The sequence below is a fragment of the Bradyrhizobium sp. WBAH42 genome (assembly GCF_024585265.1).
Taxonomy (GTDB): Bacteria; Pseudomonadota; Alphaproteobacteria; order Rhizobiales; family Xanthobacteraceae; genus Bradyrhizobium.
Genome location: NZ_CP036533.1, coordinates 4,552,730 through 4,577,436, shown reverse-complemented (window position 1 = coordinate 4,577,436; position 24,707 = coordinate 4,552,730). Strand labels below are relative to the sequence as shown.

The 24,707-nt window shown below is 63.4% G+C and carries 22 protein-coding genes; 11 read left to right on the top strand and 11 right to left on the bottom strand.

Annotated features, from left to right (window positions below):
- Position 1 precedes the first annotated feature (1 nt).
- From denD to DCG74_RS21140, 5 genes are all read right to left on the bottom strand, one after another.
- On the bottom strand, positions 2–988 hold the full coding sequence (gene denD / locus DCG74_RS21160; protein ID WP_172786325.1) for a D-erythronate dehydrogenase: 987 nt from the start codon (positions 986–988) through the stop codon (positions 2–4).
- Positions 989–1,063: 75 nt separating this feature from the next.
- Entirely contained in the window at positions 1,064–1,990 is a 927-nt protein-coding gene (locus tag DCG74_RS21155; RefSeq protein WP_172786324.1) for a carbohydrate ABC transporter permease, read from the bottom strand.
- Positions 1,983–2,936, bottom strand: a complete 954-nt coding sequence (locus tag DCG74_RS21150) for a carbohydrate ABC transporter permease (protein ID WP_172786323.1) — start codon at positions 2,934–2,936, stop codon at positions 1,983–1,985. Before DCG74_RS21150 ends, DCG74_RS21155 begins: the two co-directional genes overlap by 8 nt.
- Before the next feature lie 65 nt (positions 2,937–3,001).
- Positions 3,002–4,321: an ABC transporter substrate-binding protein gene (locus tag DCG74_RS21145; protein ID WP_172786322.1), complete on the bottom strand. Its 1,320-nt coding sequence runs from the start codon at positions 4,319–4,321 to the stop codon at positions 3,002–3,004.
- A 52-nt stretch (positions 4,322–4,373) separates the two neighbouring features.
- Positions 4,374–5,441 (bottom strand): ABC transporter ATP-binding protein, encoded by a 1,068-nt coding sequence (locus tag DCG74_RS21140; protein ID WP_145658713.1) that lies wholly within the window; start codon positions 5,439–5,441, stop codon positions 4,374–4,376.
- A gap of 201 nt (positions 5,442–5,642) precedes the next feature.
- On the opposite strand from DCG74_RS21140, the gene DCG74_RS21135 reads away from it, so the two are divergent.
- The 8 genes from DCG74_RS21135 (at position 5,643) to DCG74_RS21100 (ending at position 14,259) form a co-directional block, all read left to right on the top strand.
- On the top strand, positions 5,643–6,743 hold the full coding sequence (locus DCG74_RS21135) for a LacI family DNA-binding transcriptional regulator (protein WP_172786321.1): 1,101 nt from the start codon (positions 5,643–5,645) through the stop codon (positions 6,741–6,743).
- A gap of 123 nt (positions 6,744–6,866) precedes the next feature.
- Entirely contained in the window at positions 6,867–8,696 is a 1,830-nt protein-coding gene (locus tag DCG74_RS21130) for an IlvD/Edd family dehydratase (protein WP_172786320.1), read from the top strand.
- Between the two features lie 132 nt (positions 8,697–8,828).
- Positions 8,829–9,560 (top strand): SDR family oxidoreductase, encoded by a 732-nt coding sequence (locus DCG74_RS21125; protein ID WP_172786319.1) that lies wholly within the window; start codon positions 8,829–8,831, stop codon positions 9,558–9,560.
- Positions 9,561–9,578: 18 nt separating this feature from the next.
- Complete coding sequence (locus tag DCG74_RS21120) at positions 9,579–10,325, top strand: SDR family NAD(P)-dependent oxidoreductase (RefSeq protein ID WP_172786318.1); 747 nt, start codon at positions 9,579–9,581, stop codon at positions 10,323–10,325.
- A gap of 7 nt (positions 10,326–10,332) precedes the next feature.
- The gene (locus DCG74_RS21115; RefSeq protein ID WP_172786317.1) at positions 10,333–10,725 is read left to right on the top strand and encodes a GFA family protein; all 393 of its coding nucleotides are present in this window, start codon (positions 10,333–10,335) and stop codon (positions 10,723–10,725) included.
- Between the two features lie 213 nt (positions 10,726–10,938).
- The gene (locus DCG74_RS21110; protein ID WP_172786316.1) at positions 10,939–12,966 is read left to right on the top strand and encodes a hypothetical protein; all 2,028 of its coding nucleotides are present in this window, start codon (positions 10,939–10,941) and stop codon (positions 12,964–12,966) included.
- A 133-nt stretch (positions 12,967–13,099) separates the two neighbouring features.
- Positions 13,100–13,774 (top strand): site-2 protease family protein, encoded by a 675-nt coding sequence (locus DCG74_RS21105; RefSeq protein WP_172786315.1) that lies wholly within the window; start codon positions 13,100–13,102, stop codon positions 13,772–13,774.
- Positions 13,775–13,836: 62 nt separating this feature from the next.
- The gene (locus tag DCG74_RS21100; RefSeq protein ID WP_172786508.1) at positions 13,837–14,259 is read left to right on the top strand and encodes a hypothetical protein; all 423 of its coding nucleotides are present in this window, start codon (positions 13,837–13,839) and stop codon (positions 14,257–14,259) included.
- On the opposite strand, the gene DCG74_RS21095 is transcribed toward DCG74_RS21100, so the two are convergent.
- The 6 genes from DCG74_RS21095 to DCG74_RS21070 form a co-directional block, all read right to left on the bottom strand.
- Entirely contained in the window at positions 14,247–15,059 is an 813-nt protein-coding gene (locus DCG74_RS21095) for an energy transducer TonB (RefSeq protein WP_172786314.1), read from the bottom strand. The two genes, DCG74_RS21100 and DCG74_RS21095, sit on opposite strands and share 13 nt — an antisense overlap.
- A 9-nt stretch (positions 15,060–15,068) precedes the next feature.
- Positions 15,069–15,524 carry a TonB system transport protein ExbD gene (gene exbD / locus DCG74_RS21090; protein ID WP_025035680.1) on the bottom strand — a complete coding sequence of 152 codons (456 nt, stop codon included), beginning with the start codon at positions 15,522–15,524 and terminating at the stop codon, positions 15,069–15,071.
- Positions 15,525–15,527: 3 nt separating this feature from the next.
- Complete coding sequence (gene exbB / locus DCG74_RS21085; RefSeq protein WP_172786313.1) at positions 15,528–16,481, bottom strand: tonB-system energizer ExbB; 954 nt, start codon at positions 16,479–16,481, stop codon at positions 15,528–15,530.
- Entirely contained in the window at positions 16,478–17,167 is a 690-nt protein-coding gene (locus DCG74_RS21080) for a Fe2+-dependent dioxygenase (protein WP_172786312.1), read from the bottom strand. Before DCG74_RS21080 ends, exbB begins: the two co-directional genes overlap by 4 nt.
- A gap of 2 nt (positions 17,168–17,169) precedes the next feature.
- Positions 17,170–19,566, bottom strand: coding sequence for a TonB-dependent siderophore receptor (locus tag DCG74_RS21075; protein WP_172786507.1), 2,397 nt, complete (start codon positions 19,564–19,566; stop codon positions 17,170–17,172).
- Positions 19,567–19,770: 204 nt separating this feature from the next.
- Positions 19,771–20,010, bottom strand: coding sequence for a hypothetical protein (locus DCG74_RS21070; RefSeq protein WP_128916226.1), 240 nt, complete (start codon positions 20,008–20,010; stop codon positions 19,771–19,773).
- Between the two features lie 34 nt (positions 20,011–20,044).
- Here DCG74_RS21070 and DCG74_RS21065 point away from each other — a divergent pair, with 34 nt between their 5' ends.
- The 3 genes from DCG74_RS21065 to DCG74_RS21055 all read left to right on the top strand — a co-directional run bounded on the left by DCG74_RS21065 (position 20,045) and on the right by DCG74_RS21055 (position 24,705).
- Positions 20,045–20,266: a hypothetical protein gene (locus DCG74_RS21065; protein ID WP_172786311.1), complete on the top strand. Its 222-nt coding sequence runs from the start codon at positions 20,045–20,047 to the stop codon at positions 20,264–20,266.
- Between the two features lie 117 nt (positions 20,267–20,383).
- Positions 20,384–21,565, top strand: coding sequence for an efflux RND transporter periplasmic adaptor subunit (locus tag DCG74_RS21060; protein ID WP_172786310.1), 1,182 nt, complete (start codon positions 20,384–20,386; stop codon positions 21,563–21,565).
- Positions 21,562–24,705, top strand: coding sequence for a multidrug efflux RND transporter permease subunit (locus tag DCG74_RS21055; RefSeq protein WP_172786309.1), 3,144 nt, complete (start codon positions 21,562–21,564; stop codon positions 24,703–24,705). Before DCG74_RS21060 ends, DCG74_RS21055 begins: the two co-directional genes overlap by 4 nt.
- Positions 24,706–24,707 lie beyond the last annotated feature (2 nt).

Here is a 24,707-nt window from a genome sequence, read left to right as displayed (position 1 = left end):
GTCAGGCGACGAAATTGCCGCCGAGCTCGTCTTCGATGTGAATGCGGATGATATCGTCGAACGTCTTCTCGGCGGTGGTGAAGCCGAGCTCGCGCGACCGCCTGGCGTCGAAATTGCGCGGCCAGCCGCCGACGATGCCGACGATGAAGGGATCGGGCTCGCGCTTGATGCGCGCGGCGACCTTCTCGCCCGCAACCCGCTTCAAGGCGGCGATCTGCTCGCCGACCGTCGCCGACAGGCCGGGCATGGTCAGGTTGCGGCGCGGGCCGACGGTGGCGAGATCCATGGTGCCGGCGTGAAGCAGGAAGCCGACGGCCGAGCGCGGCGTGGCGTGCCAGTGGCGGACGTCCTCGGATACGGGAAGGACCGCTTCCTTGCCGGCCAGCGGCTCACGCAGGATGTTGGAGAAGAAGCCCGAGGCCGCCTTGTTGGGCAGGCCCGGCCGGATGCAGATGGTCGGCAGGCGGATGCCGATGCCGTCGAGGAAGCCGCGGCGGGAATAGTCGGCGAGCAGCAACTCTCCGATCGCCTTCTGGGTGCCGTAGCTGAGCAGCGGGGTATGGAAGAACTCATCGCCGATCGCATCGGGAAACGGCGCGCCGAACACCGCGATCGAGGACGTGAACACCACGCGCGGCTTGTAGCCGCCGCCCGCAAGGCGGATCGCATCGAGCAGCATCCGCGTGCCGTCGAGATTGATGCGATAGCCCTTGTCGAAATCGAGCTCGGCCTCGCCGGAGACGATCGCGGCGAGATGGAAGATCACGTCGGGGCGGCCTGCGATCAGCTTCTCGGCGGCGCCCGGGACGGCGAAATCGCCCGACACGGTCTCGACCGGGAAACCGGCCTTCTCCGGCTTCTTCGGCTCGACCACGTCGTGCATGGTCAATTTCGTGATGTCGCTCTTGCCGAGCCGGCCGTCGCGCAGCAGCCGTTCACAGAGTTTGCGGCCGACCATGCCGGCGGCGCCGAGAACCAGAATGTGCAAGAGCTCAACTCCTTCTTATTGGCCGGAGCGCGCCGCTCTTGAAACCCATTGGCGCACCCCCGGCAGGCCCCGCGATCATTCCTTCACGGCGCCGGTCATCGCCGACACATAATGCTCCACGAAGAAGGCGTAAAGGATCACGAGCGGCAACGAGCCGGCCAGCGCGCCCGCCATCAGCGAACCCCAGCGGTAGATGTCGCCGTCCACGAACTCGTTGACGATCGCGACCGGCACGGTCTTGTTGCTGGTCGATTGCAGGAACGTCAGAGCGTAGATGAACTCGTTCCAGCACAGCGTGAAGCAGAAGATGAAGGCCGAGATCAGGCCGGGAATTGCGAGCGGCAGCACGATCTTGATCAGGATTTGCCAGCGGCTCGCCCCGTCGATCAGCGCGCATTCCTCGAGCTCGAACGGGATGGTCTTGAAATAGCCCATCAACAGCCAGGTCGAGAACGGGATCAGGATGGTCGGATAGGTCAGGATCAGCGCCAGCGGCGAGTCGAACAGGCCGTACTGAAACACGACGGTGGCCAGCGGAATGAACAGGATCGACGGCGGCACCAGATAGGCGAGGAAGATCAGGCCGCCGACGAGATTGGCGCCCTTGTAACGCAAGCGCACGATGGCGTAGGCCGCGAGCACCGATGCGATGATCGACAGGATCGTGGCGCAAACCGCGACGTACATCGTGTTCCAGAGCCAGTGCGGATAATAGCTCTCGAACAGCAGCTTGTAGAAATGCTTGAACGTCGGGCTCCAGGTCCAGAACGGGTTGTACTTGTCGAGATCGAGCAGCTGCTCGTCGGGCTTCACTGAGGTCAGCGCCATCCAGTAGAACGGGAACAGCAGGACGACGACGATGATCGTGAGCGGCAGATACAGCGTCACGAGCCTGCGCGGCACCGACTGCAGATAGCTCATGCCCTCGCTGTGATCGGCCGTAGGCGCCGAGCCCGACAGCACATTCTTGAGATCGATGGATCTGGTGGGCAGGTCAGTCATTGCTCTCTCCCTGCTGCCACTTCCGGCGCTGCAATCCGAACCACGAGACCATGATGGCGGCGAGCAGGAACGGAATCATCGCGCTGGAGATCGCGGCGCCCTCGCCGAGCTGCCCGGCGATGATCGCGCGCTGATAGGACAGGGTCGCCATCAGGTGAGTGGCGTTGACCGGGCCGCCACGCGTCATCGCCCAGATCAGCTGGAAATCGGTGAAGGTGAAGAGCACGGAGAAGGTCATCACCACGGCGATGATCGGCGTCAGCAGCGGATAGGTGATGTAGCGGAAATTCTGCCAGCGCGTGGCGCCGTCGAGCGTCGCCGCTTCATAGAGCGAGGGCGAGACGGTCTGCAGCCCTGCGAGCAGCGTGATCGCCACGAAGGGCACGCCGCGCCAGATATTGGCGAAGATCACGCAAATGCGTGCCCAGGTCGTGTCGCCGAGGAAGTTGATGTTCTGGTTGATCAGGCCGAGATGCTTCAGCGACCAGGAGATGATGGAGAATTGCGAGTCGAAGATCCACCAGAACGCCAGCGCCGAGAGCACCGTCGGCACGATGAAGGGAATCAGGACCATCGCGCGCAGCATCGCCTTGAACGGCATGTTCTCGTTCAGCAGCAGCGCGAGGTAGAGGCCGATCGCGAATTTGAGGGCGCTGGCGACGAAGGTGTAGAGCAGCGTGTTGAACACCGACAGCCAGAAGATGGAATCGTCCCACAACCACTCATAGTTCTCGGTGGCGACGAAGTGCCCGACCCTGCCGATACGCGTGTCCGTGAAGGACAGCCAGATGCCGAGCCCGAGCGGATAGGCCAGGAAGAAGATCAGGAAGGCCATGGCCGGCACCATGAACCAGAAGCCCAGCCAGTTGCGATTGTGTTTGAGCTGGGTCCAGACGCTGTCCTCGCTCAACTGAGGCTTGGCCCGGGGAATTGCGACATCAGCCATGCCCGATATCCCTGATCGAAATGTTGACGAGCGGGCGGCCCAAGAGCCGCCCGCCCCGTGACCGTTCAGCGATAGATGCGCTTCAGCTGGCGCTCGGCTTCGGCCATCGCGCCCTTCGCATCCTTGGCGCCGGTGCAGTAATTGGCGAACATGTCGACGACGATGAAATCGGCGATCGCGGTCGCCGCCTTCTCGCCGACGGTGCCGATGCCGGACGCCGGCAGCGTGCGCTTGGAGGCCTGCGAGTACACGGCGTTCTTGGGATCGGCCGTCCAGACCGACGCCGATTCATAGGCGTTCAAGGTCTGCTGCAGATAGCCTTGCGCGCCGTCCAGCCACTTCTCGTAGTTCTCCTTCTCCAGCATGAAGGCGACGAAGGCCTTCGCCGCGTTCGGATATTTGGTGAAGTTGAAGGCGAGGATCGGCAGCGTAAGCTGCAGCTCGGTCGGCTTGCCGATCGGTCCGACCGGGTGCAGCGCGTGATAGGTATCTTCCGCCAGTTCCTTCTTGGTAGGATCGGTCTTGGCGGCAACATAGATCGAAATGCCGTTGAGGGTGCAATAGAGTTCACCGGCCAGGTACGCCTTATTATTGGATGAGTCGTTCCAGGAAGGCGTGCCTGGGATGAAAGTCTCGTAAAGCGCTTTGCAATACTCTAGCGCCTTTGCGGTCTCGGGCGAATTGATGCTGACCTGATCCTTCTCATTGACAGTCCACGCATTGTGGCCCCAGAGGATCCAGTGCAGCCAGCCGTTGGCATCGCCGCTCGCATGTCCGAGGGCAAAGCCGGCCGGCGTGTTGTTCGCCTTGAGCGCTTTGCACATCTCCAGGAAGCTTGGGAAATCTTTCGGGAATTCCTTGAAGCCCGCTTTGTCCGTCGCCGACTTCCGGTAGGTCATATAGCCGCCGTTGGTCGCGACAGGGATGCCCAGCCAGTCTTCGCCAAGCTTGCAGGTCTTTGCTGCAGCGTCCGTCCAGCCGCCATATTTCTTGCCGAGATAGTCGGCGACATCGTTCATTTTCAGGACTTTGGTCGGGAACAGCTGCGGCAATGTGTGCAGGCCCCAGGCGACGTCGAGGCCGGAGCCCGTGTTGGCTGCAACGGATGCCTTCGGCTGCACGTCCTCGAAGGACTCGCTGAATACGTTCATCTCGGTGCCGGTCGCGGCCTTGAATGCCGCCACCATCGCGTTGAACGCGTCGTCCTCCGCCGGCACGAAGCGCTTCCAGCGCATCACGGTCAGCTTGGCGCCGGGCTCGGCCTTCCAGGGCGCGCTCTGCGCCCAGGCCCTGGCGAAGTCGAACAGTGCCGGCCCCGTCAGCATGCCGGTTGCGGCCAGAGCGGTGCCGCCTTGGAGCAGAGACCGGCGGGTAAAGTCTTGCATGTTGTCCTCCCTGTGATGCTTTTTGTTGTCTTATGCCTTGTGGTCTGATGCGCTAGGCGTTCATGCGCTTGCCCGTCGCATCGTCGAACAGATGGACCAGCGACGGATCGGGCTTCAGCCGCACCTTGTCGCCCGGATTGAACTGGTGACGCTCGCGGAAGACCGCGACGACCTGCTCGCCGCCGACCTTGGCGAACACTTGCGTTTCCGAGCCGGTCGGCTCGACGACGATGATCTCGGCCTCGGCACCATCATCGGCGATGGTGAAGTGCTCCGGCCGCACGCCGTAGACCGCAGGACGGCCGTCGGAGCCGGCCGGCGCGCTCTTGAGCGGGAGCTTGACGCCGTTCGGCCCTTCGAAGGTCGCAACACCGTTGACGCGCACATGGCCTTTCAGGAAGTTCATCGCGGGCGAGCCGATGAAGCCGGCGACGAACTGGTTGTCGGGCTTGTCGTAGAGCTCGAGCGGCGTGCCCATCTGCTCGACGATGCCGTCATGCATGACGACGATCTTGTCGGCCATGGTCATGGCCTCGATCTGGTCGTGGGTGACATAGACGGTCGTCGTCTTCAGGCGCTGATGCAGCTCCTTGATTTCGGTGCGCATGGCGACGCGCAGCTTGGCGTCCAGGTTCGACAACGGCTCGTCGAACAGGAAGACCTGCGGATCGCGCACGATGGCGCGGCCCATGGCGACGCGCTGGCGCTGGCCGCCGGAGAGCTGGCGCGGGTAGCGGTCGAGCAGCGGCGACAGTGCGAGGATCTCAGCGGCGCGCTTGACGCGCTTGTTGATCTCGTCCGAGCCGGCATTCCGCAGCTTGAGCGAGAAGCCCATGTTGTCGGCGACCGTCATGTGCGGATAGAGCGCGTAGTTCTGGAAGACCATCGCAATGTCCCGCTCCTTGGGCTGGACATTGTTGACGACGCGGTCGCCGATCGAGATCGTGCCGGAGGTGATGTTCTCGAGGCCTGCGAGCATGCGCAGAAGCGTCGACTTGCCGCAGCCGGAGGGGCCGACCAGGACGACGAACTGACCGTCCTCGATCGGGATCGTGACGCCGTGCAGGACTTCAAAATTGCCGAACGATTTCCGCACGTCGCGGATTTGCACAGACGACATCTAGCTCCCTCCTCGAAAGTCCACGGCGCCTCTCGCGCCGCGACCGTCTTGTTTTTCGGACTTCACCGAACGAAGCCCGAGCTTAGCGGGCGACATTGTCGGTAGTTTGTGCGGTTTTGGCAATTTGTCTTTGGTTAGTCGTTGCTGGTAGCGCTGTCAACGTTCCTTTGTTTGCGGGACTGACTGTGTTAAGAGCAGCAAATGGGTCGAAAACGCACCAAGTCAGGCAAAATCCGGCTGGCCGAAGTGGCCGAGCTCGCCGGCGTCAGCCCGATTACCGCGTCGCGCTTTTTCCGCAATCCGGAGGCCCTGTCGGTCGCCAAGCGGACACGGGTCGAGAGCGCCGCCAAGGAGCTCGGCTATGTGCCCAATCTTGCCGCACGCGCCCTCGCCTCGCAACGCACCGAGGTCATCGGTGTCTTGATCCCATCGCTCACCAATAACGTGTTCTCGGACGTGCTGCGCGGCATCTACGACTCGTCCGAAGGCAGCCGCTACTCGATCCAATTGTCCAACACGCGCTACAGCATTCTCCAGGAAGAGAAGTTGCTGCGTCTGTTCCTGGCGCAGAAGCCGGCCGGGCTGATCGTCACCGGCATCGATCAGACGACGGAGTCCCGCGCGATGCTTCGAGCCGCGGACTGCCCGATCGTGCAGATCATGGAGATCGGCCCGGACCCCGTCGACATGATGATCGGCTTTTCACACTATGATGCGGCCCGCGCGGCGATCGCGCACCTGTTCGAGCAAGGTCACCGCAAGGTCGGCTTCGTTGGCGCGCGGATGGATCCCAGGGTGCAGCGGCGGCTGGACGGATATGTCTCGGCCATGAAGGACGCCGGATTGTTCGACCAGCGCCTGGTGGTCACGACGGCGACACCGACCTCGGTGACGCTTGGCGGCGCCCTGTTCACCGATCTGCTGGCGCGCGAGCCCGACATCGACGCGGTGTTCTGCGCCAATGACGACCTCGCGCTCGGCGTGCTGTTCGAATGCCGGCGCCGGGAGATCGCAGTGCCCGGGCAGATCGCCATCGTCGGCTTCAACGACCTCGAGTTCATGGCCTCCGCCGTCCCCACCCTCACCAGCGTCCGCACCAATCGCTACGAGATGGGGAAGACGGCCGCCACCATGCTGATCAACGCGATCGAGGGCCGGCGCCCGGAGCAGCCGGTGCTCGATCTCGGCTTCAAGGTGATCGAGCGGCAAAGCTCGTCGGCCCGGCGTTCGGAGAGCAGGCCACCCGTACCAGGCGGGGCTGCGGCGAACATAATGGTAGCGTTACCAAGCAGCCACGACTAGTATCGGAATTGTGAGGAAACGACCCGCCAGCGGGAAGGCAGATCCATCGCGCGCGCCGTTGGGCACCGCACATGCGGCCACCATGAGACGGACGCCAGTGCGTTTGCATTGCAGGAGAAACCAATGACAAAGAAACCAACCAACGGGCACGCCGCCGGCAGTAACGGTACCCGCCGCCATCTTCGCTCGCAGGAATGGTTCAACAACCCGCACAATCCGGGCATGACCGCGCTCTATATGGAGCGCTATTTGAACTTCGGCCTCACCCGCGCCGAGCTGCAATCCGGCAAGCCGATCATCGGCATCGCCCAGACCGGCAACGACCTGTCTCCCTGCAACCGCCATCATCTCGAGCTCGCGCACCGCGTTCGCGAAGGCATCCGCGAGGCCGGCGGCATTGCGATGGAATTCCCCACCCATCCGATCCAGGAGACTGGCAAGCGCCCGACTGCGGCGCTCGACCGCAACCTCGCTTATCTCGGCCTGGTCGAGATCCTCTACGGCTATCCACTCGACGGCGTGGTGCTGACCACCGGCTGCGACAAGACCACGCCGGCCTGCATGATGGCGGCGGCGACGGTCAACCTGCCCGCGATCGTGCTGTCGGGCGGCCCGATGCTGAACGGCTGGCACAATGGCGAGCGCACCGGCTCCGGCACCATCGTCTGGAAATCGCGCGAGCGGCTCGCCGCCGGCGAGATCGACTATGAAGAATTCATGGAGATCGTGGCCTCCTCGGCGCCCTCGGTCGGCCATTGCAACACCATGGGCACGGCCTCGACCATGAATGGGCTTGCCGAAGCGCTCGGCTTCTCGCTGCCGGGCTGCGCGGCGATCCCGGCCCCCTATCGCGAGCGCGGCCAGATCGCCTACGAGACCGGAAAACGCATCGTCGAGATGGTCTGGGAGGACCTGAAGCCCTCGGACATCCTGACCCGCAAGGCGTTCGAGAATTGCATCGTGATCAATTCGGCGATCGGCGGCTCGACCAATGCGCCGATCCACATCAACGCCCTCGCCCGCCATATCGGCGTCGAGCTGTCGATCGACGACTGGCAGAAGTTCGGCCACGACGTGCCGCTCCTGGTCAACATGCAGCCGGCCGGCTTCTATCTCGGCGAGGAATTCCACCGCGCCGGCGGCGTGCCTGCCGTGGTGCGCGAACTGATGAAGCACAAGCGCATCCATGAGGACGCGATCACTGTCAACGGCCGCGGCATCGGCGAGAACTGCAAGAACGCGCCCGCACCCGACAACGACGTGATCTGGGCTTACGACAAGCCGCTGGTGAAGGACGCCGGCTTCCTGGTGCTGAAGGGCAATCTGTTCGACTCCGCGATCATGAAGACCAGCGTGATCTCCAAGGAATTCCGCGACCGCTACCTCAGCAATCCGAAGGACCTCAATGCTTTCGAGGGCCGCGCCATCGTGTTCGAGGGCCCGGAAGATTACCACGAGCGGATCGACGATCCCTCGCTCGACATCGACGAGCGCTGCGTGCTGTTCATCCGCGGCACCGGCCCGATCGGCTACCCCGGTGGCGCCGAGGTCGTGAACATGCAGCCGCCGGCGGCGCTGATCAAACGCGGCATCCTGTCCCTGCCCTGCATCGGCGATGGCCGCCAGTCCGGCACCTCGGGCTCGCCCTCGATCCTCAACGCCTCGCCGGAAGCCGCCGCCAATGGCGGGCTTGCCGTCCTCAAGACCGGCGACAAGGTGCGCATCGACCTCAACAAGGGCAGCGCCAACATCCTGATCTCGGATGAGGAGCTGAAGAAGCGCCACGCCGAGCTCAAGGCCAGCGGCGGCTTCAAGCATCCGCCGAACCAGACGCCGTGGCAGGAGATCTACCGCAACACCGTCGGCCAGCAATCGACCGGCGCCTGCATGGAGCTCGCGACGCGTTATCAGAACGTCGCCGGCACGTTCGGTGTGGCGCGGGACAATCACTGACAGCCACACCGTCATTGCGAGCGAAGCGAAGCAATCCAGTCTGCCTCCGCGGAGAGCCCCTGGATTGCGTCGTCGCAAGAGCTCCTCGCAATGACGAACTAACAAACAGATCTTGGTGAGGAGAACAACAACATGGCAGACCGCCTCAAAGGAAAGCGCGCCGTCGTCACGGCTGCAGCCGCTGGCATCGGGCGCGCCTGCGCCATCGCATTCGCGCGTGAAGGCGCAACCGTCATCGCCACCGACATCAACGAGGCCGGCATCGCTAGCCTAACCAAGGAAGGCATCGCCGAGGTCGCCAAGCTCGACGTCCGCAACACCGCCGACGTCAACGCCTTTGCCAAGCGCATCGGCAAGATCGACATCCTGCTCAACGCCGCCGGCTTCGTGCATCACGGCACCATCCTGGACTGCTCGGAGGAGGATTTCGATTTCTCGTTCGACCTGAACGTCAAGTCGATGCACCGGACCATCAAGGCCTTCCTGCCCGACATGATCGCGGGGGGCGGCGGCAGCATCGTCAACATCTCGTCCTGCGCGGCCTTGCGGCCGCCGGCGAACCGCTACGTCTACAGCTCGTCGAAGGCGGCAGTGTCGCTGCTGTCCCGCGCGGTCGCGCTCGACTTCATCACCAAGGGCATCCGTTGCAACTCGATCTGCCCCGGCACCGTCGAGACGCCCTCGATGCTCGACCGCGCCGCCGCGCAAGGACCGCAGGGCAAGGAGATGTTCATCTCCCGCCAGAAGATGGGCCGGCTCGGCACCGCCGAGGAGATCGCGGCGATGGCGGTCTATCTCGGCAGCGACGAGAGCGCCTTCACCACCGGCGTCGACCTCGTCGTCGACGGCGGCTACATGCTCTGACGCGAGAAGGCCGCCGGCATGAACAAGATCGATCTCAACGGCCGCATCGCCATCGTCACCGGCGGTGCGCAGGGCTTTGGCCGCGCCATTGCCGAGCGCTTCGTCGCCTCCGGCGCCAAAGTCGCGATCTGGGACTTCGACGCCGCGCTGGCGGAGAAGACCGCAAAGGAGATCGGCGGCGAGACAAAAGTCTTCAAGGTCGACGTCACCGACACGGCCGCCGTCGAGCAGGCACGCGATGCGACGCTCAAGGCCTTCGGCAAGATCGACATCCTCGTCAACAATGCCGGCATCGCCGGGGTCAATAAGCCGGTCTGGGAGACCGACCTCGATGAATGGCGCAAGGTGCTGCGCATCAATCTCGACGGCCCCTTCATCGTCAGTAAGGCGATCGTGCCCGAAATGCTCAAGCAGAAATACGGGCGGATCGTGAACATCGCCTCGATCGCCGGCAAGGAAGGCAATCCGAACGCCGCGCATTATTCGGCCTCCAAGGCCGGCCTGATCGCGCTGACGAAGTCGCTCGGCAAGGAGCTCGCCGCCCACGACATCCTCGTCAACGCGGTGACACCGGCCGCGGCGAAGACCGCGATCTTCGACCAGATGACGCAGCAGCATATCGACTTCATGCTGTCGAAGATCCCGAAGGCACGCTTCGTCCTCGTGGAAGAACTCGCCGCGATGGTGGCCTGGCTCGCATCCGAGGATTGCGCCTTCTCGACCGGCGCTGTGTTCGACATCTCGGGCGGGCGCGCAACCTATTGAGGACATCATGATCCGGGAAGGTGGATGCCTGTGCGGCGCGGTGCGGTTCAAGGCGGAGGGCGAGCCGCTCAACGTCCGCATCTGCCATTGCCGCATCTGCCAGAAGGCGATGGGCTCGCCCTACTTCGCGCGCGCGCAGTTCGACCAGCGTGCGCTCAGCGTCGAGGGCGAGATCGCACGCTACGCCTCGTCCGCAAACATCGACCGCGTGTTCTGCAAGCAGTGCGGCACGCGGCTGTTTGCCTGGCGCCGCAACGGCACGCTGGCGGGCGTGGCGCTGGCCACTTTCGACGATCGCAATGCCTTCGCCCCGACCGAGCACATCTGGGTCAGCGAGAAGCTCGCCTGGGTGAAGCTCGACGACGGCTTGACTCAATACGAGACGACGATTCCGGCGTGACGTCAGGCGCTCGGGGCCGAACCTGCAGACCCCCTCGTCATCGCAATCTCTATCCTGCCAATGCCTCAGCTACTCCGAGAAGCGCCGGCTGCTAGGACAGATCTGTTGCGTCGTCGCATGACGCCTCGATCCAGGGATGACCGGTTTTCCGTCTTGCGCGGCTAGCCAGCAGATTTCGTTTGCCTTACGTTCCTTCCGGATAGCCTGCGGGGAATGCTGTTGCGTCTCATTAAGCCGATAACAGAATCAGAACTTGGACTTTGCCGGTTTCAGAGTTTGGCGATGTGGGGGGCATGCATCGGCGCTGTTGCGGCCGGTATCGTTGCCTATCTCATCTTGAACGCCACCAAGTTGCGCCTGGGCGTAAATCTCGCGCAGGACTTTCCCGTCATCGAGGCACATGTCACGGGCGATGCGGCAATCAAGCGTGCCGAGAAGATCTTCTATCTGCTGTTCTACGTGTTCGGCGCTGTCTTGGCCTTCGCTGCGCTCAGGCTCCGGAGACCGTTCGAAGGGCGGTCGCTCGTTCTGTTTTACGTTTCGATGCTGACGATGGTCCTGTCCCTGGAGACATTCCTCCGGGACGCATTCCAGCAAGAACTTCACATTGTGGCGTTGACCGTCGCGGTCCTCGCGATCTTCGTACCCTTCGTGAAGCAAATCCGGCCCCACGGAAGCATCGAGGGTGCGCCAGAACTCAGGCCGATCACCTTTTTTGAATTTGGGCGGATCGACGCTGCGCTGATCGCGGCACTGCTGGCCCTGACACTGCCCTTGAGCGTACAACGTTTGGCCGGCCAGGCTGCAACCAATCCTCACGCGGTATCGTTCCTCGTCGGACCGGCCCTCTATCAATTTAGCGATGGCATGGTGCCGGGCCGGGACTTCCTGTCCTTCTATGGATACGGACCGTCCCATTTGTTCGGAATGCTCCTGCCCCCCGACCCGAACGTTCTATATTTGCGTTACGTCGGTTTCGTTGCCGCCTGCATCGCAATCTATCACCTGTCGGCCTATTGGGTGCTGCGCGACTTCTTCCAGAGCAAGGCGCTGCCCTTCGTGCTGACGGCCGTATTTCTTGCACTCTGCCAGTTCGGCGAGGCCGAAGGATTCTCCGGACCATCCGCTCTCGCAATCAGGTACATGTTCGTGTTCATCGCCACGGGCATCCTCGCGCACCTCATGGTCCAGCCTTCGGGTTGGTCGTTGGCGGCGCTATCCGCCGTCTGCGCGATCTCGATATTCTGGAACACCGAGACCGGAATCTATACCTGGGTCGTGGGGTGCGCGGTGTTGTCGGCACGGATCCTCGAAAGACGCTGGCCCTGGGAGGTCGCGGCATTCACCGGACTGTCTGCCGTAATGTTGCTCGCGTTGTTCGGCGCGGCCTACGGTCCTGCCGTTCTCACGATGGACTTCCTGCGCGTCCTGCTTGCGCCGATCGCCCTGCACAGCGTCTCGAACTGGGTCGGCGTGCCGATCAAGTGGGAGCCCGGCTTCGGGACATTCTATCAGTTGATCTTTCCGGCGATGGCTATCGGCACGGCTATCAGCGTTGCCGCAACATGGGCAGGATCTCGCTCGATCGAACGGGCCTATCTTCTCGTCCTCTCGATCGTCGCACTGGTCTTCATGGCCAAATGGATGAATCGGTCGCTTGACGCGGTGTGGCAGCAAAACGCCTTTGCCTTTCTTGCCATTGGCGCGTGGTGGTGCCGGGCGGCATTCCGCGCAGTCCTCGGCCGCCAGACGTCGCAAACCATCCCTGCCGTTTCGCTGACGGCAACGGCCGTGCTCTCGTTCGCCGTGCTCTTCAATGCGAGGGATCGTCAACAGAACGTGACGATCGGGCTGCCGTCCTATCTGCAGTATCCGAGCATCGCCAGCCTGAAGTTGGGACGCGGAGCGGGAAAGGTCAACTTGCACCTCGATCCCAGCGACATCGACTTGATCAACAAGGCCGTGCCGCCCCACGGTCGCCTGTTGTTGCTGTCGGACCGTGATTGGCTCGTTCTCGCAACCGCCGGCAGAGCGCCCAAGAGCTACTTTCTTCCGTTCCGGGATACGTTCAGCCCCGAACATGTCACTCGCAGCTTTGCCGGGTCCGATCACTTCATTTTGGAGCGCGGCGCAACATACGAGTATGACTGGCTCAAGACGATAACGGAGCAAATCCTATCGTCAGAGTTTGAACGCACCGAAGAATCAGCCAGCTTCATTCTCTACCGCAGGAAGACGTGAACGGGGCATCGCGGCATTGCCCGACCACCGTTTGCGCCTTTCTTCTGCTCCGCAACTCGCGTCCGGCGCTCTTGGCAGATCATCGCCGGCGCACTATTTCGGCTAAGAACAAGACTGACGGAGCGGACGCGCTTTGAACATTTATGACCTCTCCGTCTGGGTGCTGCCCCTGGTGTTCGCCATCACCTTCCACGAGGCTGCGCACGCCTTCGTCGCGGACCGGCTCGGGGACAACACGGCCTCGCAGCTCGGCCGCGTCAGCTTCAACCCACTGAGGCATATCGACCCGTTCGGCACCCTGATCCTGCCGGCGATGCTGCTGTTCGCGCATTCGCCGTTCCTGTTCGGCTATGCCAAGCCGGTGCCGGTGAACTTTCGCAAGCTCAACAACCCTAGGCTCGACATGGTCTGGGTGGCGCTGGCCGGGCCCGTCACAAACATCCTGCTGGCGCTCGCCGCGGCCGTCGCCTTCCACGCCCTGCCCCTGGTGCCCGCAGGCTCGGCAAAGTGGGTTGCCGACAATCTCAAGAATGCGCTCATCATCAACGCCATCCTGGCGGTCTTCAACATGATGCCGATCCCGCCGCTGGACGGCGGCCGCGTCGCGGTCGGCTTGCTGCCGCGGGCCCTCGCCTTGCCGTTGGCCCGGCTCGAGCCGTTCGGTATGCTGATCCTGATCGGGCTCTTGATCCTGCTGCCGCTCGCGGGCTCGCAGTTCGGTCTAAATCTTGATGTTATTTCAGCAATACTGGGAACGTTGACCGGTCATGTGATTAAGGCTGTTCTCTTCCTAACCGGCAACGCGTAGTTGAACCTGAGATCCGAACCCATGCCGAAGGGCCAGAGGCCGACTTGGTCAAAGCTGCCGATATGCTGATCGCGCGACGCGCCGACACCCGCGCCCGCGCCGATTTCGCCACCTGGAAGATGATGGCCAAGCTCAACGGGGCGTCCGCGCTGCCTCCGGAGGCCCAGGAGTTCCTGGCAAGCTATCAAAACCTGCTGGCGCAGATGAGCGAGGGCGAAGCGACCGAGGCCACGATCGGTGCGATCTACAAGGCCTATTACGTCGAGATGGGCGGTGCTGGAACCCCGCCCGACGTCCGTCCCCGCCAGGCCAAGCCGGCAGCGGACAATGTTACCGCCTTCCGGCGCCCGGCGCCGAAGCCGAAGAGCGCTGGCTTCTTCGCGGCAGGCGCGGCCAGCGGGGCCCAGAAACGGCCCCTCCCCGTGGCGCTGATCTTCGCATGCCTGGTCGTGGTCTATGTCGGGATCCGGCTCTACTGGCGCTGAGCCGTCTTTTTCTTCTTCGCATCCGGCGGCGTGAAAATGATGTCCACGGTCCGTTCGAACCGGTCGTCGGTCAGTCCGGCAGGCGGCTGCGGGATCGGATCGGACTTGCGGACAATTGACAGCGCCGCAGCATCGTAGGCTGCATCTCCCGACGATTCCGCGACTTCGACCGACAGCACGTTGCCTTTTCGGTTGATCGCAAAGCTCACCTTGACCTTCTGGTTATTGGGCTGCTTGCCCTCCGGATTGACCTTGTGAGCCGCGAGATGCGCGCTGATCTTGCGGTTCCAGTCGGCCGTGATCTTCAGGATGTCCTTGCCAAGCCCCAGGACGGGTGCCAGGGCCTTCTCGGCTTCGCGCGCGTCCTCGTCGAGCGTCTGCCGCGCACTTGCTACCGACTTCGGTGATGCCTCGGCCGCGGGCGTTTCGACCGCCTGAATCTTCGGATCGTCTTCCGTTGGCTTCTTCGTGTTGTTCTCGGTCACGACGCGATCAGGATCCTCGACCTCCTGCGACTGGTCCTTCGGAAGCTCCGTCTCCTTGGTCTCGGCCTTCTGCTCGGGAAGCGCCTGCTGCTCCTGCATCGCTTCGCTGTCAGGCCCAGGCGGCAGATCGGTATCGGGCACCTTGGGCGAAGCCATCTCGACCGCGAACTCCGCACCGGCCGCACCAAGACCATCGCCGTCGTCGTCGGCGCGCAAATGCGCCAGCGCGAGCGCAGCACCACCGAGATGGAGCGCGAGCGCGGCGACCGCCGCCACGATCCAGAGCTTTCGGGATGGTCTCGGTTCGTCCGACATGGCTGGCCCTTAAGGCTGAGCGGCGCCTGCCGCAGGCGCCCCCGGCGCGCCTTCCAGCGCGACCAGCTTCACCCGCGTATAGCCGCCCGAGCGCAACAGCTCCATCACACCCATCAACTCGCCATATGGCACCGAGCGATCGGCGCGCAGGAAAACATACTTGTCCTTGCTCATGTCGGAAAGGCCGTCGAGGGTCCCGATCAACTCGGCCCGGTGAACAGGGTTCTCTCCGATCGCGAGCGTCAGGTCGGGCTTGATGCTGAGATAGGTCGGCTTGTCCGGCTTCTTCTGCGGCGTCGCACTCGACGTCGGCAGATCGATCGGCAGGTCGACGGTGGACAGCGGCGCGGCGACCATGAAGATGATCAGCAGCACCAGGATGACGTCGATGAACGGCGTGACGTTGATGTCATGCGTTTCCGAGAAATCGTCGTCGTCGTCGTTGTCTGCGAGCGAAACGGCCATGGTCTACTCCGCCGCGCGCGAATGCACGCTGCCGTGGCTGCGGTCGAGATCGCGCGAGAGCAGCCGCCCTGCCGCGCCCGAGGCGCGGCTGACGAGCTCGAGATAGCCCTTCGTCACGCGCGAGAAGTGGTTGTAGATGATGACGGCGGGAATGGCGGCCACGAGGCCGATCGCGGTGGCGAGCAGCGCCTCGGCGATACCGGGCGCGACCACGGCAAGGTTCGTGGTCTGCGACTTCGAAATGCCGATGAAGCTGTTCATGATGCCCCAGACCGTGCCGAACAGGCCGACGAAGGGCGAGGTCGAGCCGATCGTGGCGAGCACGCCCATGCCGATCCGGATGCGCCGCTGCTCCGCCCGCACGATCTCGGCAAAGCTGGAGGCGGCGCGCTCCTTGATGCCGGTATCGCTGGACAGGCCGGCCGACATCCGCGCCTCGCGCAGCGCCGCCGCCAGGAACGACGGCAGGATGCCCTCCTTGGTGCCGAGCGCCATCTGCGCTTCAGCGAGCGAGCGCGCCTCCGCGATCTTCTTCAACGCCGAACGCAGCTTGCCGGAGGCGACCGACAGCTCGATCGACTTGGCGATGAAGACGGTCCAGGTCATCAGCGAGGCGAAGGCGAGCCCGATCATCACCGCCTTCACGATGACGTCCGCCGACATGAACATCACCCAGGGCGACAATTCCTTCATGGCCGGCGCGATGGCCGCCGCCTCGGGCTTCGCACTCGCGGAATTGGCGGCCACGGGGGCGGCGCCGGCAACGGCGGGAGCCGTCGAGGCCGCAGGCGCAGCCGGCGCGGCTGCCGGCGGAACGGTTCCGGCCGTGGACGGCTGAGCCGCCGATTGGGCCGTTGCCGGCGGGCTTTGTGTCTGGGCAGAAACGGGGGACGCGAACCAGGCGGCCGCCAGCATCAAGGCTGCGGCAAGGCTTGCTTGGAAGGACATGGTCTTCATACTTCGGCCCAGTAGCGAATGAGGTTGTGATAGATACCCGTCAATTTGACCGTTTCGGGATCGTCACGCCCGAGCCGTTCCACCAGCGCCTGTATCGCGGTGTCGAGGTCAAAGATCATGCTCCGGGCTTGATCGTCCCGTATCATGCTCTGAAGCCAGAAGAAAGACGCAACCCGCGTTCCCCTGGTCACCGGCGTGACGAGGTGGAGGCTGGTCGAGGGATAGAGCACGCAGTCCCCGGCTGGCAACTTGACTTCATGGGAGCCGTAGGTGTCCTCGATCACAAGTTCGCCACCGTCGTAATCCTCCGGCTCGGCGAGGAACAGCGTGACCGACAGGTCCGTGCGGATGCGAAGGCCGGTCAGGCGGTCGCCGCGGATCGCATTGTCGACGTGCAGGCCGAAATGGTGGCCGCTGTCGGCCGCATAGCGGTTGAACAGCGGCGGGAAGATCTGCAGCGGGATCGCCGCCGCTATGAAGCGCGGGTTGGACGTCAGCGCCGAGATGATCCGGTTGCCGAGTTTTCGCGCGACCTCGCCGTCCGGTGGCAGCTGTTCGTTGCGCTTGACCATCGCCGATTGCGCGCCGGCGGTGGAGCGGCCGTCCTCCCATTCGCTGGCGTCCATGATGCGGCGGAAATCCGCCACATCATCCTTGCTGAGAACGCCAGGCAAGCACGTCAACATGATCAGAACTTCGCTGTGGTCACGACGTAGAACGCCCGTCCCGGCGCGACCGCAACGAACGGGACGTTGCTGCGATAGAACGAGTCGTAATAGAGCTTGTTGGTCAGGTTCTGCGCGTAGAACTTCATGCTCCAGTTCTGGTCGATCTTCTTCTCGACGAACGCGTCGAAGCGCCAATAGCTCGGCAGCTCGTTGGTGTTGGCCGCGAACGTGCCGCCATAGACCTTGGAGCGATACACTGCCTGGCCGCCAAGCTCCCAACCGCCGTCGAACTTGTACTTGGTGAGCATGCTGAACGACTGGTGCGCGATGTTGGCGAGTTGCAGCCCGAGATTCGAAGCAACGCCGCTCTGCGTGACCTTCGACTGCATCAGCACCAGGCCGCCGAAGATGCTCCAGCGGTCGGTGATCTTGCCCTCCGCTTCGATGTCGATGCCTTGGATCCTGTAGGCTGCACCCGATGTGAGCAGGTTGTTGACGGTCTCGCGCGCGTTGTCCTTGGTGGTCTGGAACAGCGCGCCGGTCACCAGCAGGTGGCGATCCGCAAGCTCCCATTTGGTGCCGACCTCGATCGCCTTGTTGCGCTCGGGCCCGAGCAACAAGGTCGAGTTGGGAGGAACACCGCCGTAGTCGGTGCCGGTCGCGTCCAGCTCCGACCCGAACGGATTGGCCGAAGTCGCATAGGCTGCATAGACGCTGCCGATCGACATCGGCTTGTAGACCACACCGACATTGTAGTTCACCAGATCGGCGTTCTGCTTCACATAGCTCGAATTGTTGGATGCGCTCTGGCTGTAGCCGTCGTAGCGCACACCGCCGTTGACGATGATCGTGTCCTGCCAGTTCGCGGTGTCCATAACATACACGCTGCTGGTGTTGACGCCGTAGCGGGTCGGATTGCCGACGAGTGACGGAATGCCGAAGGGAATGTTGGTGTATTGCGGGGAGTAGAGATTGACACCCGTCACCGCGCCCGTGCTGGTGAAGGGCGAACCGGCCAGTTCGGACGCGAGACCGGCATAACGATCGATCGAGATGTTCTCGTTCGAATATTCGACGCCGAACACCGCCGTGTGCTTGACCCCGCCGGTGTCGAGCTTGAACGTGGCCTCGTTCTGGTTGGCCCATACGTCGACGTTCTGGTAACGGCTCTGCGCGCTCGCCGTCGTGGTCCAGAGCAGCGGGTTGGGGCTTGTCGTATTCGGGTTCTGCGGCAGCGTGCCGATGTAGTTGAGCAGCGAGTGCTCGCCACGCACCTTGCTGGTCAGCGTGATCGCCTCGTTGACCTTGTACTCGATGGTACCGGTGCCGAAATCCTGCCGCGCGGTCTGGAAGTCGCGGTTGAGGAAGCCGTACCAATTGCCACGCGGAATGCCCGCCGACGTCACCGGCACGTTGCCCTGCTTGTAATAGGGCACGCCGAAATCGGGATAGCCGCTGAGGTCGGTATGGACGTAGTTCGTCGTGATCTTGATGTCGTTGGTCGGGGTGTACTTGGTCGAGATGAAGCTGCCCCAGCGGTTGTCGGTCACGTAGTTGCGCCCGGCGACGTTGGCGTCCTGGAACAGGCCGCCGGCGCGCACCGAGAAGGTGGGATCGATGACCTGGTTGACGTCGAGCGTTACGCGCTTGGTCATGTCGGTGCCAAACTCGCTGTCGATGCGCTTGAAGTTGACGTCGCCGGCCTGCTTGGTGACGATGTTGATGGCGCCGCCGGCAGTGCCGCGGCCGGCATAGGAGGATGCCGGTCCGCGCAGAATCTCGATCTGCTCGGTGAAGAAGTTCTCGCGGATGGAAACGGCGGGATCGCGGATGCCGTCGATGAAGACGTCGTTGCGCGCGTCGAAGCCGCGGATGAAGAAACGGTCGCCGAACGCGTTGCCGCCCTCGCCCGTGCCGAGCGTCACGCCTGCGGTCGAGCGCCCGATCTCCTTCAGCGTCGTGGCGTTCTTGTCCTCGAGCACCTCCTTGCTGAGCACGGTAATGGTCTTCGGCGTGTTCAGCATCTTCTCGGGAAACTTGCCCGAAGCCTGGACGTGATCGACCTTGTACGGCGCAGCCGGATCCGCGTACGGATTGCTGTCGGGAGCGCCGGACGGCGTGGCGGGCGCCGCCTGCTGCACCGGCTGGCGCTGCGCGGCACGGCGAAGCGCGTTGCGGGCACGGACCTGCTCGGGCGAAGGCTTCGAGGCCGTCGGACGCGGACGCTCGACCGGAGCATCGACCGTCACCGGCGGCAGATTCGACTGCTGCGCCTGCGCGCCGCTCGACACCGACGCCACCGCGATCAAGCTCGCGACCGCTGAAACTTTCTTGCCGGAAACGCCCGCGGACCTCTCATCCATCGGATCGAACGCTACGACCGAACGCAACGACTTCGGTGCGACCACCTGCCCCATTACCAAACGCCCCATCTTCCTGTTCGCTCATTCACTTCGAACGAGCGATGGGCTGTTGGTATCGGCCGCAAAATAGCGGGTCAATGCGAGCCGTTCGCGAGAACCTTTGAATTGGTCCAGATCAAAACGATTCTAAACTGCAGTTTGAAATCGTTCTAAGACGAGACTGGACTCGTTCTAAACAGCGGCGATCGCGCATCGCTCTCAGTCGCTGCTCGGCGGCTTCATCAGCGAGAACAATTCGTCGACAGTCTTCTGCGCAACGGCGCGCACGCGATCGGTGCTGTCCATGCCGGCGATGTTGACGCCGCTGACGACGGCTTTGATCTCGTCGCGAAAGTCGGTGAGGAAGCGCAAGGGATCGCGCTGCTCGTTGGCGACACGCGCGATCAATCCCGTGATCAGAATCTGGCACGCGATCAGCTTGCCGTTCAGCTCGTCCATGCTTCGCTCCGTTGATGCGGCGCCGATATGGACGATGCCGAAATCCCTGACAACCGAAACGGCCACGACGCAACTTAGAACCGTTCTTGCGGTTGATCCGAACCACGGCCCGGCGCGAAGCCGATCGGCCCTGAGCACACCGCTGCGCGTGCTGCGCAAGCATGGCACGCCGAACGCTCGCGGCGCGAAAATGCAGCCCTGCACACCGGCGCGCCAGCGAGCTGCCTACACGGTGCAAAGCTTTCCAATTGTTTAGGATTCTCAACTGATAGTGCTGTTTACACTGGAAGTTGGCGTGTATTATACATCATATGGAACCGTACGATTGCCCCGATATTCGTAGCCGAGGGCATGCGAGCCGATACGAGACGACATGAAAAAGTCCCGGCCGATCCTTTGGCTTCTGATCATCGCGGCCGTGGCCTCCGCGGGTTATTATAGTTGGCAGAAATTCGGCTCGTCCGAGGCTGGAAAAGTCCAGACCGCACAAACCGCTCAAAAAGGCCCGCCTCGCCCCTCCGCCGTCCCCGTCAGCGTTGCGCCGGTCCAGAAGACCGACTTTCCGGTCTATTTGACCGGGCTCGGTACGGTTCAGGGCTTCAACACGGTCCAGGTCCGAACCCGCGTGGATGGCCAGATCGACAAGCTCGAATTCAGGGAAGGCCAGATCGTCAAGCAGGGCGATCTCCTGGTCTCGATCGATCCCCGCCCCTATCAGGCCACGCTTGACCAGGCCAAGGCCAAGAAGGCGCAGGACGAGGCCAGTCTCGCCAACGCCAATCTCGAGCTCCAGCGCGCCACGAAGCTCGGCGAATTTGCCACCGCCCAGCGCGTCGACACCCAGCGCACCACCGTGGCTCAGCTCACCGCGCAGATCGCCGCCGATGATGCCGCGATCTCCAACGCCCAGACCCAGCTCGATTACACCCAGATCAAGGCACCGATCACCGGCGTTGCGGGCCTGCGTCAGGTCGACATCGGCAACATCGTCAACGCCTCCTCGCAGACCGCCATCGTCACGATCTCGCAGGTCGAGCCGATCGCGGTGATCTTCACCGCGCCGGAAGACCAGCTCCCCTATATCAGCGAGGGCCAGAAGGCCGGCGCGCTCAAGGTGATCGCCCTCACCACCGACGGCAAGAAGACGCTGGCCGAGGGCAAGCTCGCTGTGATCAACAACCAGGTCGACACGAGCAGCGGCACGATCCGGCTCAAGGCGGTGTTCGACAACAAGGAAAACACGCTGTGGCCGGGCCAATCGGTCTCGACGCGGCTCCTGGTGCGAACGCTGAAGGATGCGACCGTCGTTCCGGATGACGCGGTCCAGCACTCCACCAACGGGCTCTACGCCTACACGGTCAATCAGGACAACAAGGCCGAACTGCACAAGGTCAAGGTCAGCTATGGCATCGACGGGCGTTCGGTCATCGAGGAAGGCTTGAGCCCCGGCCAACAGGTGATCGTCGGCGGTCAGTTCAAGGTCCAGCCCGGAAGCCTGGTGTCGACCGCGGTGGCAAGCTCGGATCCGGCCCAGAACAAGGTACGACAGCAATGACCGAGGGCGGGATTTCGGCACCTTTTATCCGATATCCCATCGGCACCTCGCTGCTGATGGCCGGCATTCTCTTCGTCGGCTTGGTCGCCTATCCCCTGCTTCCGGTCGCGCCGCTGCCGCAGGTGGACTTTCCGACCATCCAGATCACCGCCAACCTGCCCGGCGGCAGCCCTGAAACGATGGCTTCGTCCGTGGCGCAGCCGCTCGAGCGGCAATTCGCCCAGATCCCGGGCATCGCGCAGATGACCTCGACGAGCTATCTGGGCACGGCGTCGATCACCATCCAGTTCGATCTCAACCGCAACATTGACGGCGCCGCCAACGACGTGCAGGGCGCCATCAACGCGGCCAGCGGCCAGTTGCCGAAAAACCTGCCGTCGCCCCCGACCTACCGCAAGGTCAACCCCGCCGACGCGCCGATCCTGCTGCTGTCGGCGACATCGGAGACGCTGCCGCTGACGACCGTCAGCGACTCGGTCGACGCCCAGCTCGCCCAGCAGATCAGCCAGCTCTCAGGGGTCGCCCAGGTCTTCATCGGCGGCCAGCAGAAACCTTCCATCCGCATCCAGGTCGATCCCGCAAAGCTGGTCGCCAAGGGCCTGTCGATGGAGGACATCCGCAGCCAGATCGCGATCACCACGGTCGACAGCCCCAAGGGCAATATCGACGGCGAGAAGCGCGCCTATACGATCTACGCCAACGACCAGCTCACGCACGCGAAGGACTGGAACGACGTCATCATCGCCTATCGCAACGGCGCTCCGCTGCGGATTCGCGACATCGGCCAGGCGGTCAGCGCCGCCGAAGACGCCAAGCAGGCGGCCTGGGCGAACGGCAAGCGCGGCGTGTTCCTGGTGATCTTCAAGCAGCCGGGCGCCAACGTCATCGAGACCGTGGACCGGATCAAGGCGACCCTGCCCCGCCTCGTGGCGGCGATTCCGCCCGCGATCAAGATCGAGCTCATCAGCGACCGAACCACCACCATCCGCGCCGCGGTCGAGGACGTCCAGTTCACGCTGCTGCTGACCATCGCCCTCGTGGTCATGGTCATCTTCATGTTCCTGCGAAGCTTCTGGGCGACGGTCATACCGACGGTCACGGTGCCATTGGCGCTGCTGGGTGCCTGCGCCTTGATGTGGGTGGCCGGCTATTCGCTCGACAATCTGTCGCTGATGGCGCTCACCATCGCGGTCGGCTTCGTCGTCGACGACGCCATCGTGATGCTCGAGAACATCACGCGCTACATCGAGGAAGGCGACTCTCCGATGGAGGCCGCCTTCAAAGGCTCCAAGGAAATCGGCTTCACCATCGTCTCCATCAGCATCTCGCTGGTCGCGGTGCTGATCCCCCTGCTGTTGATGGGCGGCATCATCGGGCGCCTGTTCCGCGAATTCGCCGTCGTGCTGGCGATGACGATCTTCGTCTCGATGTTCGTGTCGCTGACGCTGACGCCGATGATGGCCTCGCGCTTCCTGCGCGCCCATGGCGAGGTCACCCACGGCAAGCTCTATCAGTGGAGCGAGCGCGCCTTCGACGGCATGCTGCGCGGCTACGAATACGTGCTCGACCACGCCCTGGCCTGGCGGCGCACCACGCTCGCGATTTTCTTCGTCACGCTCGGCCTGTCGGTCTACCTGTTCGTGCTGATCCCCAAGGGCTTCTTCCCGCAGCAGGACGTCGGCCTGATCACGGCCACGTCTGAAGCCTCGCAGGACATTTCGTTCAAGGAGATGCAGCGCCGCCAGGTCGAGCTCGGCAAGATCGTGATGGACGACCCCGACGTCGCAACGATCGCCATGAACATCGGCGGCAGCGGCCGTGCCGGCAACAACGGCAACATGTTCATCACGCTCAAGCCGCGCAACGAGCGGGAGGCGTCCGCTCAGCAGATCATCGCACGGCTGCGTCCGAAGCTCGAGAAAGTGCCGGGCGCGCGCCTCTATATGCAGGCGGCCCAGGACGTCCGGCTCGGTGGCCGGCCGACGCGCACGCAGTTCGAGTTCACCCTGCAGGACGCAGATCTCGCCGAGCTCAACGAATGGGCGCCGAAGATCCTCGCCAAGATGCAGACGCTGCCGGAGTTGCGCGACGTCGCGACCGACCAGCAGACGCAGGGCACGACGGTCCAGCTCAAGATCAACCGCGACACCGCTGCCCGCTACGGCATCCAACCCCAGTTGATCGACGACACGCTGTATGATGCGTTCGGACAGCGGCAGGTCACGCAATATTTCACGCAGCTCAATACCTACAAGGTAATCCTGGAAGTCCTGCCGGAAATGCAGGGCGATCTCGAGACGCTGAACAAATTGTATCTGAGATCGCCGCTGACCGGCGACCAGGTGCCGCTATCGACCTTCGCCAGCTGGACCACTGATCCGGTCCGCCCGCTCTCGATCAGCCATCAAGGCCAGTTCCCGTCGATCACGATCAGCTTCAATCTCGCGCAAGGCGTCGCGCTCGGCCAGGCCACCGAGGCCGTGCAGCGGGCGATGGCCGAGCTCGGCGCACCGGCGACGCTGAATTCGAGCTTCCAGGGCACCGCGCAGGCCTTCCAGCAGTCGCTCGGCACCGTGCCGCTCTTGATCCTCGCCGCGCTCGTCGTGGTCTATCTGATCCTCGGCATTCTCTACGAGAGCTACATCCATCCGATCACGATCCTGTCGACGCTGCCTTCGGCCGGCGTCGGCGCGCTCGCGATCCTGATGGCGGCCGGCTTCGACTTCAGCCTGATCGCGCTGATCGGCATCATCCTCCTGATCGGCATCGTGAAGAAGAACGGCATCATGATGGTCGACTTCGCGATTGCCGCCGAGCGCGACGAGCACAAGACGCCGGAGGAATCGATCCGCCAGGCCGCGCTGCTGCGCTTCCGCCCGATCATGATGACGACGATGGCGGCCCTGCTCGGCGGCGTGCCCCTCATGCTCGGCCACGGCACCGGCGCCGAAATCCGGCAGCCGCTCGGCTACGCCATGGTCGGCGGCCTGATCGTCAGCCAGGCACTGACGCTGTTCACCACGCCGGTGGTCTATCTCTATCTCGACAAGCTCAACAACTGGTTCTCGACCTGGGGCCGCTCGGGCGACGAGGGCCAGGTGGCGCCCGAGCACGGCAGCGTCAAGGAAGCCGCCGAGTAAGC